Source organism: Streptomyces sp. NPDC002926 (assembly GCF_053591755.1).
This window is the reverse complement of sequence record NZ_JBSFUK010000056.1, coordinates 1-15469: the sequence shown is the minus strand read 5'-3', so window position 1 is coordinate 15469 and position 15469 is coordinate 1. Positions and strand designations below refer to the sequence as shown.

Here is a 15469-nt window from a genome sequence, read left to right as displayed (position 1 = left end):
GCGCGCGCGTCGCCCGCGCCCACGCCGTACCCGGGCACCACCCGGACCATCCCGGCGCACGGCTGCCCGGCATCGTCGGCGTCTACCTGGTGCCGCCCGACGAGGACCCCGCCACCGCCGGTGCGCCGCTCCCTTCGGCCGGCGACCTCGAGGCCGTCGCGGATCACCTGACGCGTACCCTCGCCCCGACCGGTGTCACCGTCGTCGCCGCAGCGCCCCGGTACATCCGCGTCGACGCCCGGATCGTGCTCGCCCTCGCCACGGGCGCCGACCGTGCCGCAGCCGTACGCCGCGCCGAGGACGGGCTGCGCCGCTTCCTGCACCCGCTCGACGGAGGCGCCGACGGCGACGGGTGGCCCTTCGGCGGACCACTCATCCACACCGCGCTGGCGCGCCGGCTGCTCACCGACGAGGAAGTGGCGGCTGTGCCGCTGCTGACGCTCACGGTGGACGGCCTGCCGGTACAGCCCTGCACCGATACGCCGCTGCCGCCGCACGCCCTGATCCGCGTCGGACGGGTGACGGCCTCCGTCGTCGCCGACACCACCGCCAACGCCACCACGCAGAAGGGGAGGTGAGACATGGACATCCGCACCGACGCGCCTGCGCACCTGCTGCTGGACTCCGCCTCGGGCTGGCGCCCGGCCGCAGGAGCGGCAGATCCGCTCCCCGAACCCGTCCAGGACCACGACGCGCTCGTCCTGCCGCCCGGCGTGAGAGAGGCGGCACTGGTCACCGTCCCGCTCGACAGCGGCATCTCCCGGTGCCGCTGGCACCGGATCCGTATCGACGCCGAAGTCCCGTCGGGCAGCGCGCTGGTCGTCCAACTGGCCACCACCGGCGACGATCCCGACGGCGTGCCGGGGCCCGACGACTGGCAGACCGCCGCGGGACCGGCCTACGACATCCTGGTGGACCAGCCGCCGGGCCAGTACCTCGTCGTACGGCTGCTGCTCGGCCGTACCGACGCCTCCGCGCCCGGGCCCGCGGTGCGGCAGGTGCGCCTGGACCTTCCCCGGGCCACCTCGGCCGACCTCCTCCCGGCCGTCTACCGCGAGGATCCGACCGCCGACGACTTCACCGAGCGGTTCCTCGCTCTGTTCGACTCGGTGGTCGAGACCCTCGACCGGGCCACGGAACGGGCTCCCGCACTGCTCGACCCGGCCGGCGTGCCGGACGGTGTGCTGCCGTGGATCGCGGGTCTGCTCGGCCTCGATCTGGGGCCCGACCCCGACCCGGCGCCGGGCGCGAGTTCCGGCGGCGGCCCCGCAAGCAGCACTGTGCCCGGCGCCCCGGACCCGGGCATGGCGCAGCTCCCGCCGTCCGTACTGCGCCGACTCATTGCCGCGGCGCCCGAGTTGCGCAGACGCCGCGGCACACCCTGCGGGCTCGCCCTGGCGCTGGAGATCGTGCTGGGGGTGCGCCCGGCGATCCTGGAACCGGCAGTTGCGCCGTGGGGCGCGGTGGGCCGGGACACCCGCCTGGGTGAGGTGCGGCTGTTCGGGCGGTCGGCGGCGCGGGTGCGCCTCGGCGGCCCCGCGGTCCTCGGTTCACGCCTGGCAGGAGCCGGCGCCCGCCGGGGCGGAGCGCGATTGCTTTCGCTCGGCAACCCCGACGAGGACCCGCTGACCGGCACCACGTTCCGTTTCCGCGTACTCATCCCCCCGGGCCCGCCGCCTGGCACCCGGCGACCCGCGTCGGCCGACGGCATGGCCAGGACCGCTGCCGATCTGGTCGAACGGCTCTCCCCCGCCCACACCACGGCGACCGTCTCCATCGGCGGGCACGGCTTCACCGTCGGCGAGCGCAGCGCGGTCGGCGTGGACACCCTCCTCGTCAGCCCCCTGCCGTCCCCGGCCGGCGCAGCCGTCCTCGGCGCGGACTCCGTTCTCGGATCGGACCGTTCGGGGCGACGCGGCATCCGCTTGGACGGCACGTCAGGTGCGGGCATCCGCACGGTCGCCCTCGAGGAGGGCGGCACCGTCGCACACCCCGACGAGAAGAAAGGCAGGACCCCATGACGGCTCCCCCGACCGGGCGTGACAGCGCCCCGCGGACCGGCCGGCGGCGGCTGACGTACTTCCACGGCCAGTTGCTGTCCGCACAGGATCTCCGCCAGGAACAGGGGCAGTTCCTCGCACGGCTGCGCCTGCACAACCTCGCCCTGCACGGCTACGGCGTGGCCTACGGCCTGTGGACGCGCCCGGTGCCACCACCCGACGGCGAGTGCCCCGATCCGGAGCGCGCGGCCCCCTGGTTCGAGGTGACCGACGGCCTGGCCATCGACCGGCACGGCGACGAAGTGATCGTGCCGTGCGGCGTCCTGCCGAGGCACGATCTGTGGCAGCTGCTCGACGAGGACGAGCGGTGCCGCGCCCGGGAGGAGATCCGCTCCGGCCGCGACGGCGTCACCGTCTATCTGACGATCCACCACTGCGAGGAGCCGGTCGACAGCGTCCGCGCGGTCTATACCGAGGCCTGCGACGGCCTCCCACGCACCGCCTACGCCCACATCCGCGAAGGCTTCGTCCTACGGGCGACGACCCGGCGGCCCGAGCCGGACTCCTGCGACCCTCCGTGCCCCTGCGAGCCGCCCGCCGAAGGCGCACCGAGGGAGCACGGATGTGGTGACGGCAGGATCTTCGGACCCGGGCTGCTGCTCGCCCGCGTGAACCACGTACGCCCCGACCGGGCGCTGGTCCCGGAGCAGATCCGTCCCGAGGTCCGCCGGCCCCTCTCCCGGCGACCGGCGACCGTGATCACCGGTATCTCCTGGCCGCACGGCGGCCGGCTGACCACCCAGCAGGCCCGCGTACTGCTGGGCGAACGCGGCCTGCGGATCCGCTTCTCGCGGCCGGTGCGCTCCGCGACCCTCCAGGACCCGGGTATCGCCGACCTGTTCCAGGTCACCGGCGGGCGGGGCGTCCACGGCACCGTCATGCGCCTGGAGACCCGGATCGACACGAGGGAACCGGACGACGAGACCACAGACCGGATCACGATCCGGCAGACGGACATCGAGTACCTCAACGACGGCGACCGGATCCACCTGGTGCTGCGCACCCCGTTCGTCCTCGACATCTGCGGCGACCCGGTGGACGGCACCCACACCGGCGGGCTCGTACCGCAACCCGGCGGACCGGTCGCCCACCGGCCGGGGCTACTGCCGCCCGACGGCAGCGGACCCCGCACCTCCGGGACGCCCGCGGGTGCGGCCGGCGTCTTCGAGAGCTGGATCTTCATCGACAACCACCGGCCGGACGCCGAGGCCGACGCCAAAGTCGACGCCGACGCCGAGTCGGAACCCGCCGACGGGACCGACAGCGAGGCCGACGACGGCCGGACCAACGACAGCGAGACCACTGAGGGGCGGCCATGACCACCTCCGGCACCCACACCGCCCGCCCCCGTGACTGCGGATGCGGTTGCGGCGGAAGCGGCAGCGGCAGGACCGCGTCCATCACCCCAACTGCCGGATTCCGGCCGGGCGGACCGGCCCGCCCGGTCTTCTCCGCGGGCCAGCTGCTCACCGAGGACGACCTCGGACAGCTCGCCGCCTGGACCACCGGCCGCATCCGCCTCCACAACCGACTGCGCTACGTATCGGCCCAAGGGCAGGGCGCGGTCCTGTGCGGGCTCGCCGTCAGCTGCGACTCCTGCGCCCGGGGTGTGGTGCGCATCGGCGAGGGCCACGCCGTGGACGGCCAGGGCAACGACATCCCGGTCATCTGCGTCGAGGACGTGGATGTCGTCGCCCTGGTACGGGAGTTCCGCGCCACGGGCGGTGGCTGCCCCGACCCCTGCCCGCCCGGACCCGAGCGCACCTACGGTCTCTTCCTGCGCTACGAGGAGGAGTTCGCCGAGCCTGTCGCCCCCTACGATCCCGGCGACGGCTGCACGCCGGTCGGCTGTGTACCCACGCGGGTACGGGAAGGCCACCGCTTCCTTGTGGGCTGCGTCCCCGACCCGCCCTCCGACCCGCTCTGTGCACTGCTGCTCCGCCGGTTCGGTGACGACCGGGAGTTTCTGGAGGCCTGCCAGGGCGAGAGCCGGCCCCCGGCCGACGAACTCACGGACTGGCTCACCGCCCGCCTGGATGTCAACGGCGACCTGTGCGACCGCACTCCCCTGGAGCTGCTGTGCGACGTACCGCCAAAACCGACCGGCAACGACGTCCAGCACAACCGGCACCGCAAAGTGGGTGCCTGGCGCGCCTTCGAGGCGTATCTGCGCGCCGCCGTCCGCTCGCTCCTCGTCGTCCCCTGCGCCAGCGGCTGTGCTCCGGACGTACTGATCGCCGAAGTGACGCTGGACGGCTGCGATGTCGTACGGGCCGTGCCGGCCGGACGGCGTGGCGCCCAGTTGCCCGATCCGGTGGAACAGCAGTGGCGAATCCAGCTGGCCCGGCTCTTCGAACACGACGTCAGCACGGGGCAGTTGCTGAGGTTCCTGCTGGACCTCCTCGACCTCACCGGCTGCCTGCCGCCGCGGCCGACCGAGACCTAGAAGGAGCGCAGACCATGCCTGCACCCCTGCGGCCAGAATTCCACGAGGGCCAGATCCTGGCCGCCGACGACCTGTCGGCCGTGGTGCGTTACGACCGTGACGCCGCCGCGCGCCACCACCGGCACCTGCACACCTGGGGGATCGCCTCGGGGCTGGAGGTGACGGTCCGCGCGCGGGGCGACTCGGACGTCTACAAGACAGTCATCGTCGGCAGCGGCACCCTCGTCGACCCGTCGGGACGGGAGATCGTGGTGCCCACGCCGGTGGAACTCTCCACCCCCGACCAGGGGTTCGTGATCGCCGACCCCGGCAACACCGCCGCCCGCCCGCTCATGCTCATGTGGAGCGACCAGCCCTCGCCCGGCGGCGCGGCCGTGTCCCCGGGCGCCTGCTCCACGAACGGCGCCGCGCACACCTCGGAGGGCTTTGCCCTCGTGGTCGGCGCCCCCGGCGACGAACTCGACCTCGCCGACCAGCAGCCGCCCGCGCCCGACGCCGGACCCGACCGGCTCGGCAGCGGCGACCGGGGCCGGGTACTGCTCTCCTTCGTGACCTGGGGCGGCGGCGAAGACGGCGGCTTCACCGCGGTACTGCCCCGGGCGAACGGGGTCGGCCGCCGGTACGCGGGCGTCCTCGCCGACCGGGTGTCCGCGCGCGGCGGCACACTGGAACTGGCGGCGGAGCCACGCCCGGTGGCCGGAAGGGTGGGCCTCCGGATCGGCGGTGAGCACGGCAGCCTGGACATCGGCCGGTTCAACGCGGCCGGCGCACTCGCCCCGGCGCTGCGCGTCCTCGGCGACGGCAGCACTTCGATCAACGGCGATGTGAAGATCACCGGCGGTCTGACCGTCACCGGCGCCGTCGACAGCCCGCTCGTCTCCGGCAGCGTCCTCGTCCAGTCCGGCACCGCGACACACGGCGTCATCCTGCCGCTGCCCCCGCCGGTGACGGCGGATCAGGTGGAGTCGGGCGAGGTCGTTCTGCACCTCCAGGTGACGCCGCGGCTCCAGACGTACGGCGGTCCGCACGAAGGCGGTGTCGACGGATCCGGCTTCGGCGCACTGCCTGTGGTGCTGCGCTGCGAGGTGGACTCCCAGCGCAGGCTGAGCTGCCTGATCGCCTGGTACGGCGGGTTCGGACCCGACCTGGCACTCGGCTCTCCATCCGTACTGCCGGGCGCAGCCGACTACTTCGTACTGGCCACAGCCCGACCGACCACCTGATCGATCCCCACCGCAGCCACGAGGGAGAGCAACGATGACGATCAGCACGCGAGATCAATCGGTGTCGCAAGCACCGGAGTTGACCGTCACGGTCGTCCGCCTCGAACATACCGGCCATGTTCTCGCCGCACTCACCCGCGCCACGCCGGGTCCCCCGCCCGCCGTACGGCTGCTGACGCAGAGCGCATTCCCACTGGCCGTCCCGGATGCCTCGGGGCTCGTCCTGGTCCCGGCCGAACTCCTCACGACCGAGGAACTCAGCGCGCCCCGGGACATCCTGACCGCGCCCTGGCTCTGGTACGTGGACACCGGCGGCCAGCAGTCCGCCACCCCGGCAACGCCGCAGCTCAAACCGGTCTCCTGCCCCGCCCCCTCCGTCGGCCTCACCGAAGGATCGCTCACCATCACATCCTCCACCACTGACGGCGCGGCCCCCGTCCTCGCGCTGGTCCATCCGGCCGCCCAGTGGGGCACCGGCAGCGCCGTCAGCCTTCAGATCCGCGACGTCCTCCGCCCGGACGGATCAGCCCAGATGGGCAATGGCGCCGTCGAGGACAGCGACGAAGCCCTGGTCTTCGTCCGGGGTCGGCCGGTGACCGTGTACAGCCCGGGCGAGATCGACTGACGGAAACCGGCGGACGGACCAGGGCAGGAGGCGGGACTGGGGTGACGGTTCACATGGAGGCGACGACCGACGACGGTCTCATCGCCGCCCTCGGCGGCTGCACCGTGCTCGAATGCCGGGTACGCGTCCTCAGGACCGACGGCTGGAGCTGGGGACCCGATCCCTCCGAACTGGCCCGCGGCGCAGTCGCGATGCTCCCCCGCGTGGTGGAGAAGCACCTCGCCGGGGCCCTGACCCGCACCGGCGTGCCGCTTCCCCCGCCGACCACGGGACAAGCCCCGCACTCAGGCCTCGTCCCCCAGGACATGGAGGTGACCGTTCCCGTGCACATAAGGTCCTTTGCCACTCTCGACGAGCTGGCGGGTGCCGCCCGCATGACGGACCGGACCATCGCGCCCGGATCCGGTCCTGACGCGACAGTGCTCCCCCACCGCGGTCACGCGGGCCCCTCGGATCCGGGCACGACGCCGCTTTCCCGTCACGCCGGAGCCGATACCGGATCCGGCGCCGACACCCGCGCCGAAGCCCTGCGGGCGCCCGGCCGGCCGGTGCCGCCCACGCCCGCCTTCGACCGTGACCAGGTGCTGGTCGGCCTCCTCAACGAGGCCTCCGTATGCGGGGCGTTGGACACCGTGCTGGCGGGGCTTCCGCACGACGCGCTGCTGCTCCTGTTGCGCGCACTCGATGCGGCGGGGAGCCGCCCGGCGTCCGGCCCCGGCTCTGCGGCCGACGCGGCAACTCCGCTCCCCGGTAGGGCCGCAGCAGTCCCCGGCGAAGCCCGGGACCCCGACCCCGACGCCCTCGCCGCCGCCCTCGTGGCGGCGCTGCGGTCCGAGCCACCCGTCCGGACGGACGCCACACTCCATACGACGGACACCCCGCTCACCGCCACCGGACCCGAGCCCGCCCCCGACACCGCGCCGCCCGCACTCCCCAAGCGGATCCCCCCGGCCCCCGGCCGGGCAGAGCAGCACCATGCAGGTCCCGCGTCCGGCACGGTGACCGATATCGACCGCGTACTCCCCTTCCTCCTGCTGCCCCCACTGCATGACCGCGGCTATCTGGAAGCGGTGGCAGCCGTCCTGAGCGGGGGTGGCGCACAGGCCCCCGACGGTGCGGCCTTCGCCGCCTGCCTCGCGCACAAGGTGCTGCCGGCGCCCGCGCACGGCTGGCTGCGCTCACCGCAGGACACACACGCGGTCGCCGTTTTCGCGGGCGCGACGGCGACGGGCCACGGCGCGCCCGACACCTCCGCGCTGGATCTCGAACGCCATCTGGGTCCGCTCCTGGCCCTGCTCGACTCCCGCCTCGGACTCCAGACCGCTCAAGGACACACCGCCACAAGCCCACTGATTCTTCGCGCGGTGGCACCCGGCCGGCTCCTTCTGCTGGACGTCGACGGCCTGTACCCGGTGTGGGAGGCGACGCGGCCGGCAGAACTCCTCCGGCCATGGGAACTGGCCGGGACCCCTCTCGTCCTGCTGCCCGCCCAGCCCGATGCCCCCGCGGCTTCCGGGCTGACGCTCGCCCTGGACGCCCTGGGCATCGGCTTCGTGACCGATCTGCCGCCCACCCGCGGCGAGCAGCTCAGCCGGGTGCCCGCACCGCGCCGCTGCTGGACCAACACCGGGGCACGGCTCCCCTCCCGCTCCGCCCCGGACGACGCGCTGGTCGGGGCCGCACGGCGGCTCACCTACGAGGCGTCACGCGCCGCCCGGTTCACCGAGGCGCTGGTCGAGCTGCGGCCCGCCGTCCGAACGGGCCAGGCCTCCGCGATCGAACGCACGGTGACGCTGGCCGCCGCGGTCGCGCTGGCCGATCTCTCCTGGAAGCTCTGGTCGGAGCGGGAGCCCACCGACCCGATGTGCGCCCTCGACCGCTTCGCCGATCTGGGGGCCCGCGTGGCCTTCCACGACAGCACCGTCGAGGTGCGCCTGCCACTGGGCGCCCGCCACTCCGACCTCTACCGCCACCGGCTGCTCGCCGACGTACCGGACGTGCCATGGTTCGGCGGCCGCACCGTCGTGTTCACAGGAGGGTGAGATGCCGACCCGACCCGGCGCCGCCACGGCCCACCTGACCCTTCGCTACGGCGCGATCCACCGCGCGCTGCGGGCGGCCGCGGCCCGCCGCGCGAAGCGCTCCGCGCTGCTCGCCGGGGCCGAACTGTCCCCGTACTGCGTCACCGACGAGCAGGCCGGAATAGTCCTCGACCTCACCGACCCCGCCGTCGTCCACCCGGCGCCCTGGAGTGGCGGGCCGCCCGCCGCCCAGACCCACGCCGAGCGCGAACTCCGCCAGGAGGCAGCGGCCCAGGGCTGTTCGCTGCCCCTCGATGCGCTGGCGTCCGCCGCAGGCCTGGACCCATTCGAGTGCGACGCGTTGCTGCTGTGCCTGACACCGGCGCTGGCCCCCGAGCACGCCCTGCTGTTCGGCTATCTCCTCGACGACCTCGACCAGCGCCGTCCCACCGCCGAGTTGATCCTCACCGTCCTGGCGCCCGCCCCCGCCGAGCGGTACGACCGGCTACCGGCGCTCGGCCCGTACGGGCGGCTGCGCCGCTTCGGTCTGCTGATCCAGGACGGCGACCCGGACACGTACGGCGGACCGGAACCCTCCGGCGCCGACCTGCTGCGCCCGCTGCACATCCGCCCAGAACTGCCCGCGTTTCTCCTGCACGGCCTCGGGGACCCCGCACTCCTCGCGTACGACCCAGGCCAGGTACCCGCACCGCGCCCCGCGCTGCTGGACGAGCCGACGCGCGGCCGCACCGTACGGCTGGCCGCCCATCTGCGAGCGCACCCCGCCGGGATCGCCGCCCTCTGGGGGCTGCCGGACGGCAGTCAGCTCGACGCGGCACACGACGTGGCGGAGCAGGCGGGGCTCGCCCTGCGCCGCGCCCCTGACCTGGAGGTGTGCCGGACCCCCGACGAGGTGCGGGCAGCCACGGGCCGGTCCCTGTCCGCGGCGGCCGCGCTCGGCACCGCACTGTGGCTGCCCGTCGACCGCTTTCACGACCCCGACGCACGATGGGCCGCGGTATCGGCCGCCGAAGTGCTGGCACGGACCGGCGTCCCGCTCGTCCTGACCGGGAGGACGCCATGGCGCCCCCTCGATCTGCTCTCCTCGGGCCGCTACGCGGAGGAATCCACCTCCGAACCCGGATACCGGGAACGCCGCGCCCTCTGGAACACCGCCACGGCCGAGGCGGAACCGGATCCTCGCGCCCTGGACGACCTGGCCGCCCGCTTCCGGCTGTCTCCCGCCCAACTACGGTCGGCCGTACGGCTCGCCGAGTCCGGCGACATGTCGCTGGATAGGGCAGTGCCGCGCGTCCTCGCCGCAACTCCGGGCCGCCTCGCCGATGTCCGCACGCCCACCCGCGACCCCTCGGACCTCGTACTCCCCGCCGAACAGGCGCAGCAGATCGGTGAGCTCGCCGCCGCGTTCCGGGCCTGGCCCAAGGTCTCCCAGGAGTGGGGGTTCGGCGGGCAGCACGGCGGCCCCGGCCTCAAGGCACTGTTCACCGGCGAGCCCGGCACCGGCAAGAGCCTCGCCGCCGAGGTGGTCGCCGCCACACTCGGAATCGACCTGATCAGGGTCGATCTCGCGCAGACCGTCTCCAAGTGGGTCGGCGAGACCGAGAAGAACCTCGATGAGGCCTTCAGCCACGCCGAAGCCGCAGGCGCACTGCTGCTCTTCGACGAGGCAGACGCCGTCTTCGGCAAGCGTGGCACGGTGAGCCGCGGCACCGACCGATACGCCAATCTCGAGGTCGGATATCTACTGCAACGTCTCGAGCGCAGCCCCGCGTTGGTCGTCCTCACCACCAACCTCCAGGGGAATCTGGACGAGGCCTTCACCCGCCGCTTCCAGTTCGTGGTGCACTTCACCCGGCCCGGCGACCGGGAGCGGTACCGGCTGTGGCAAGTGGCATTCCCACAAAGCGCCCCGATGGACCCGCAGTTGACGCTGGAGGGGCTCGCGCGGCTCGATCTCACCGGTGCGGGCATCATGGCCGCCGCGCGCGGCGCCGCGCTACTGGCGGCGGAGAGCGGAAGCGCGGTCATCGGCCGGAAGCATCTCGCCGAGGCGATCGCCCGCCAGTTCCGGCAGGAGTCACGGCTGCCACGATCCGGCGAACTGGAGCTGGCGCTCGGCCCGCCGCCCGTACAGGACTCTGCCGCGCCGGAGGCGGCAACGACCTCCTGTGTGCTGCCATGAGCGCCGCCGCCCGGACTCCCTCGACGCCACCGCCCGCCGTGACACAGGCGGGTGGCCGCCCCGGGCGGCCCTCACCCGGCAAGCTCAAGGGGGTACGGAAGCGGCCCGCCCCAGCTGCAGCCGCTCCGGCGAAGGAGCGCGGGACCGCGCCCGCCTCCCCCACCAAGCGCCCCGGCAGCGCCCGGCCCGCCGTCGGCAATGCCGCCACCGCGGCGCTCGCCGCCCGGGGCGCGCAGGCACCGGCCGGCGACGCCCGGGGGAAGACCCCAGGGCGGGCCGCCACCGGCAAGAAGGCCGCCGCGCCGGGGCTGCGCCGGATCGCCGCCCAGGTCACCGCGGGCAAGCGCGTCCTGACCCGGCACCCCGCGCCCGCCGCGGAGGCAACGGCCGCCCAGCGCGCTGCCGTGGCGCCACCCGGTGAGCGTGCCGCGTTCGCCGGGCAGGACCAGGCGGCCGCGATCGCCTCGGCACAGGCGAAGCCGTTCGGCCGGGCCGAGTTCATCGCGAAGTTCGAGAAGCGCATCAAGGAGCAGCAGCCGGCCACCGCGGACGAGGCCAAGGCACTCGCGGACCCGGCCCGCCCCGACACCCTCACACCCCAGCTCTCCGGCGAGGTGCACGCCGCAGCGGATGCCTCATCGGGTGAGGTGCGGGCGACCGCGGCGGCCCCGCCGGACCCGGCACGCGTACCCGAGCGTCCCGCCGTACCCCTGTCGCCCGACCGACCGCCGCCCGTCCCGGCCCCGCCCCGTGCGGCGGACGCCGTACCGGCGCCGGTGCCTTCCGCCGCGGTGGACCTCTCCGCCCACGCGAGCGGAACGACAGCCGAAATGAACAAGGCGGGGCTCACCGACGAGACCCTGCAGCGCGCCAACGAACCCGCCTTCTCGACCGCCCTGCAGTCCAAGAAGACCGCGGAGAAGGACACCGCCTCGGCGCCGGGCTCCTTCCGGGCCAAGGAAGCGGAGCAGCGGGCTGCGGCCGGGCAGCGGGCGGCCGGCGCGGGCAAGACCGCGATGGCCGCCATGGCCGGTGTGCGTGCCGCCGCGGGCAAGTCGGTGGCGGGCGGCAAACAGGCCGCCCAGGCACGTACCGAGGCGCGCCGCGCCGAGATCACGGCACAGCTGACCGGGATCTACGAGGAGACCAAACGCAATGTCGAGGCGGCGCTGGCGGGCCTGGACGACACGGTCCGTACGCTCTTCGACGACAGGGCCGGGCAGGCCCGGAAGCGTTTCCTCGCCGCGTGCGAGAAGAGCTGGTGGGACTTCTTCTCCGGCGAGCCCGACTATGCGAAGCACTCGGCCGCCTACACCGCCGAGATCCGGGGCGTGGTCGACGAGGTCGCCACCGTCGTGGAGAAGCGCGTCAACGACGCCCGGCAGAAGGCCGCGGACGGCCGGCGCCGGATGGCCGATTTCGTCGCTGGCCTCGAGCCCGCGATGCGCGGCTTCGGCGAGCAGACGGCCGCCGGATTCGCCGCGAAGTTCGACGAGTTGGAAGCGTCCATCGACGAGAAGGCCGACGCGGTCGTCGACCAGCTCGCCGAGTCCTACACGCAGGCGCAGGAGGCGACGAACGCGGCGCTGGCCGAGGTGAAGGAGTCCAACAAGAGCCTGTGGGAGCGGGCACGCGACGCCGTGGTCGGCGCGATCAAGATCCTCATCGATCTGAAGAACCTGCTGGTCGGTGTAGTGAAACGGGCGGCGGGCGTGGCCGAACGGATCATCAAGGACCCGATCCGCTTCCTCGGCAATCTGGGCGCCTCGGTCAAGGCCGGGCTGACGCAGTTCCTGGCGAACATCGTCAAACACCTCAAGGCGGCCCTGCAGGAGTGGCTGTTCGGCAATCTGGCGGCGGCCGGGGTGGAACTGCCGGAGCAGTGGGATCTGCGCGGCATCGTCAAGATGGTGCTGTCGCTCTTCGGGATCAGCTGGGCCTTCATCCGCTCCGAGCTGCTCAAGCACATGCCCGAGCCGGTACTGAACGCGGTGATCGGCGCCATCAAGATCATCGGAGTGATCAGGGAGAAGGGCATCGGGGGCCTGTGGGAGGAGATCAAGGAGAAGGTCGGCGATCTCAAGCAGCAGGCCTTCGAGATGATCAAAGGCTTTGTCGTCGAAACCGTCCTCAGGGCGGGCATCAACTGGCTGCTGTCCCTGATCACTCCGGCCGGCGCATTGGTCAAGGCCGTCATGGCCGTCTACGACTTCGTCACCTTCCTGGTGGAAAAGGCGCGCGCACTCGCCGAATTCGTCAACGGCATCCTCGACACGCTCGAAGAGGTCTGCAACGGCGTGTCCCAGAAGGTCGCGACCAAGATCGAGGACTCACTCGCCCGGACGCTCCCGCTCGCGATCGACCTGCTCGCGCGGGTGCTCAAGCTCGGCGCGATCCCGGCCAAGATCAAGAGCGTGCTCGAGAAGGTCGGCGCGCCTGTTCGGGGCGTCATCTCCAAGATGATCGCCACGGCAGCCGCCTACGGCAAGAAGCTCATGGCCGGCGGAAAGAAGGCCCTCGGCAAGCTGGCCGGCAAGGCGGACCGGCGTACGCCGGAGGAGAAGCGGCGCGATGTGACGAAGGGCGTCGAGGTCGCGACGAACGCCGTCAACGCGCTCTCCGGGAGCGACATCGGGGCGAAGGTGATCCGCCCCGTGCTGGTGGCTATCCAGCTGCGCTACCGCATGACCTCCCTGAAACCGGTCGCGAAGGACGGCGTCTGGTACGTGCACGGTGTCATCAACCCCGAAATCATGGGGGAGTCGAAGAAGAAGGTCGCGTTCGAGCTGGAAATCAAGACAGGCAAGGTCGAGACAAACAAGATCGGCACGATGTCGACGACTCTCACGGCGACATGGTTCTGCCCCGACCCGCCCAAGGACCTCAACGCGAAGATCAAGGCGCTCAGTGAGGCAAGCGAGAAGGGCGACCTCGTCAAGACGGTTCCGAAGCGGGATCCTTCACAGACTCGCGCGTACCGGAGGGATCTTGAGAAGCAATACAAGGCGATGGGTGTCGCGGGCGAACCCTTGCTGGCGGCGCTCAAGAAACAGGACGTCGACCATCCGGTCGAGCTGCAGCTCGGCGGCAAGGACCAACAGGACCTGATGGTCATGCTGGACAGCACCGTCAATCGGGTCTTTGGAAGCCGCATTTATCATGCGATGAAGGCGCTCGCTCCCGGTACCAGGATCAAGCTGCTGTTCAACGAACGCAAGTGACCAAGCCTCACCTCAAAGCCCCCGCCGCGCCAGTTCACTGCGCGACCGCACCCCCAACTTCCGGTACACATTGCCGAGATGGAACTCCACCGTCTTCGGGCTGAGGAAAAGCGCCGCCGCCGTCTCCTTGTTGGTGGCGCCGCCCGCCACCAGCGCGGCGATGCGGCTCTCCTGCTCTGTGAGCTGCCCGCAGGTCCGTGCCGGGCGGGCGCCCGCCGCGCGGAGTTCGCTGCGGACCGCCTCCTCCCACGGGACGGCGCCGAGCGCGCGGAAAACCGACAACGCCTCCTCCAGGGCGTCGCGCGCCTCCGGGATGCGTCCGGTACGGCGCAGCCACTGCCCGTGGCAGAACACGGTCCGCGCGCGCTCGAAGACGACGGCGCCGCGCGCATGCCATTCCAGGGCCTCGTGGAAGGCCGCCTCGACGGCACCGGGTGTACCGTGACCGTCGGCCTCCAGCAGCAGGGCCCGGCAGCGGGCGCTCACCGCGAGCGCCCAGGAGGGGCCCGAGCGCCGCATTTCGGCGTCGAAGCGGGCGTGCTCGCGTACCGCTTCCCCGATCCGCCCGCTGCGTACATAGGCCTCGATCAGGTTCGCCGCCCACGGGGCCACCGACGGGTCCTCGATGCCCGCGCTCCGCGCCAGGACGCCGGCCCGCTCGTAACCCGCCACTGCCTCCTCGTACTTGCCCGCGCCGAGCGCCAACAAGCCCTCGGCCACCGCGACCTGGCCCATGACGAGTTCGAGGCCGTGCGCCCGCGCCACTCCGGCGGCGCGGGCCAGCACCGCTCCGCACTCCGTGAGCCGGCCCTGCGCGGCCTCGAGCCGCCCCAGTGCCACCAGCCCCTGGGCAAGCGAAGCGGTCTCCAGCCGGCGCTCCGCGCACTCGACCGCTGCCATCGCGTCGGAGCGGGCGCCGTGCCAGTCACCGGTCCACAGCCGGATCCAGGCCCGGCAGCCGAGCGCGGCCGCCCGCCGCGCCTCGTACGCCCCTCGCTCGGCGCCGGGCTGCTCCCCCAGCACCCGGTCCAGCAGCACGCCGGCCGCCTCGTACTCCTCCAGCCAGCCCAGTACTTCAGCCCGCCCCACCAGCGTCCCCGCCGCCTCGCCCGCCGTCTGCGCCAGCAGCAGTTCGCCGGCCTGCGCGCGTTCTCCGCGCAAGGCCAGGACCTGCGCGAGATGGACAGCCGCGGCCTCCGCCAGGTCCCCGCCGCACAGTCGAGTGAGCCGGTACGCCTGCCACGCACTGCCCAGCGCGGCACGGCTGTCCGCCGCGCGGACCGCGGAATCGGCCGCTTCCAGCAGCAGTTCGGCCGCCCGGGAGGGCTCCCCCGCCAGCCGCCCGGCCGCATCGCGCAGCACCCGGTGCGCGGTCCGCGGGTGCCCGGTCGCACCGCGCTGGCGTGCCCGCATGACGCCCAGCTCCTGGCGCAGCGCCGGCTCGCGGGCGAGCGCCATGGCCTTTCCCAGCAGCACCGGTACCTGTTCCGCAGCGCCGGCCCGCTGCCGGCAGCCCGCTGCCAGTCCCAGTAGCCGGGCCGCGTCGTCGTCATCGTCGGCGAAACCCGCGGCGCGCTCGTACAGTTCGGCGCACGTGTCCGGGTCCGCCTCCGCGGCCGCGCTCGCCGCCGCTTCAATGGCCTGCGTCACGGCCGGGCTCGGCCCGATGT

Annotated in this window: 10 protein-coding genes; 9 read left to right on the top strand and 1 reads right to left on the bottom strand. The window is 73.0% G+C overall.

Annotation, left to right across the window (positions count from 1 at the left end; genetic code table 11):
- The 9 genes from ACWDZ6_RS32585 to ACWDZ6_RS32545 all read left to right on the top strand — a co-directional run.
- The coding region (locus tag ACWDZ6_RS32585; protein WP_451505709.1) for a baseplate J/gp47 family protein at positions 1 to 578 on the top strand (578 nt) is incomplete at its 5' end.
- A 3-nt stretch (positions 579 to 581) separates the two neighbouring features.
- The gene (locus tag ACWDZ6_RS32580; protein ID WP_451505708.1) at positions 582 to 2021 is read left to right on the top strand and encodes a hypothetical protein; all 1440 of its coding nucleotides are present in this window, start codon (positions 582 to 584) and stop codon (positions 2019 to 2021) included.
- Positions 2018 to 3379: a hypothetical protein gene (locus ACWDZ6_RS32575; RefSeq protein ID WP_451505707.1), complete on the top strand. Its 1362-nt coding sequence runs from the start codon at positions 2018 to 2020 to the stop codon at positions 3377 to 3379. Before ACWDZ6_RS32580 ends, ACWDZ6_RS32575 begins: the two co-directional genes overlap by 4 nt.
- Positions 3376 to 4506: a hypothetical protein gene (locus tag ACWDZ6_RS32570; protein WP_451505706.1), complete on the top strand. Its 1131-nt coding sequence runs from the start codon at positions 3376 to 3378 to the stop codon at positions 4504 to 4506. Before ACWDZ6_RS32575 ends, ACWDZ6_RS32570 begins: the two co-directional genes overlap by 4 nt.
- Before the next feature lie 14 nt (positions 4507 to 4520).
- The gene (locus ACWDZ6_RS32565) at positions 4521 to 5729 is read left to right on the top strand and encodes a hypothetical protein (protein WP_451505705.1); all 1209 of its coding nucleotides are present in this window, start codon (positions 4521 to 4523) and stop codon (positions 5727 to 5729) included.
- Between the two features lie 34 nt (positions 5730 to 5763).
- Entirely contained in the window at positions 5764 to 6354 is a 591-nt protein-coding gene (locus tag ACWDZ6_RS32560) for a hypothetical protein (protein WP_451505704.1), read from the top strand.
- A 41-nt stretch (positions 6355 to 6395) separates the two neighbouring features.
- Complete coding sequence (locus ACWDZ6_RS32555) at positions 6396 to 8396, top strand: hypothetical protein (protein WP_451505703.1); 2001 nt, start codon at positions 6396 to 6398, stop codon at positions 8394 to 8396.
- 1 nt (position 8397) lies between these two features.
- A complete protein-coding gene (locus ACWDZ6_RS32550) occupies positions 8398 to 10578 on the top strand; it encodes an AAA family ATPase (RefSeq protein ID WP_451505702.1) in 2181 nt (726 codons plus the stop codon).
- Positions 10575 to 13799, top strand: a complete 3225-nt coding sequence (locus ACWDZ6_RS32545; protein WP_451505701.1) for a phage tail protein — start codon at positions 10575 to 10577, stop codon at positions 13797 to 13799. The genes ACWDZ6_RS32550 and ACWDZ6_RS32545 overlap by 4 nt, the downstream gene beginning before the upstream one ends.
- A 12-nt stretch (positions 13800 to 13811) precedes the next feature.
- On the opposite strand, the gene ACWDZ6_RS32540 is transcribed toward ACWDZ6_RS32545, so the two are convergent.
- Positions 13812 to 15469: LuxR C-terminal-related transcriptional regulator (locus tag ACWDZ6_RS32540; protein ID WP_451505700.1), on the bottom strand; the 1658-nt coding region annotated here is incomplete at its 5' end.

Excerpts from the sequence above, each read along its gene's own strand:
- ACWDZ6_RS32580 (WP_451505708.1), top strand. The coding sequence starts at position 582 with ATGGACATCCGCACCGACGCGCCTGCGCACCTGCTGCTGGACTCCGCC.
- ACWDZ6_RS32570 (WP_451505706.1), top strand. The coding sequence starts at position 3,376 with ATGACCACCTCCGGCACCCACACCGCCCGCCCCCGTGACTGCGGATGC.
- ACWDZ6_RS32560 (WP_451505704.1), top strand. The coding sequence starts at position 5,764 with ATGACGATCAGCACGCGAGATCAATCGGTGTCGCAAGCACCGGAGTTG.
- ACWDZ6_RS32565 (WP_451505705.1), top strand. The coding sequence starts at position 4,521 with ATGCCTGCACCCCTGCGGCCAGAATTCCACGAGGGCCAGATCCTGGCC.
- ACWDZ6_RS32545 (WP_451505701.1), top strand. The coding sequence starts at position 10,575 with ATGAGCGCCGCCGCCCGGACTCCCTCGACGCCACCGCCCGCCGTGACA.
- ACWDZ6_RS32575 (WP_451505707.1), top strand. The coding sequence starts at position 2,018 with ATGACGGCTCCCCCGACCGGGCGTGACAGCGCCCCGCGGACCGGCCGG.
- ACWDZ6_RS32550 (WP_451505702.1), top strand. The coding sequence starts at position 8,398 with ATGCCGACCCGACCCGGCGCCGCCACGGCCCACCTGACCCTTCGCTAC.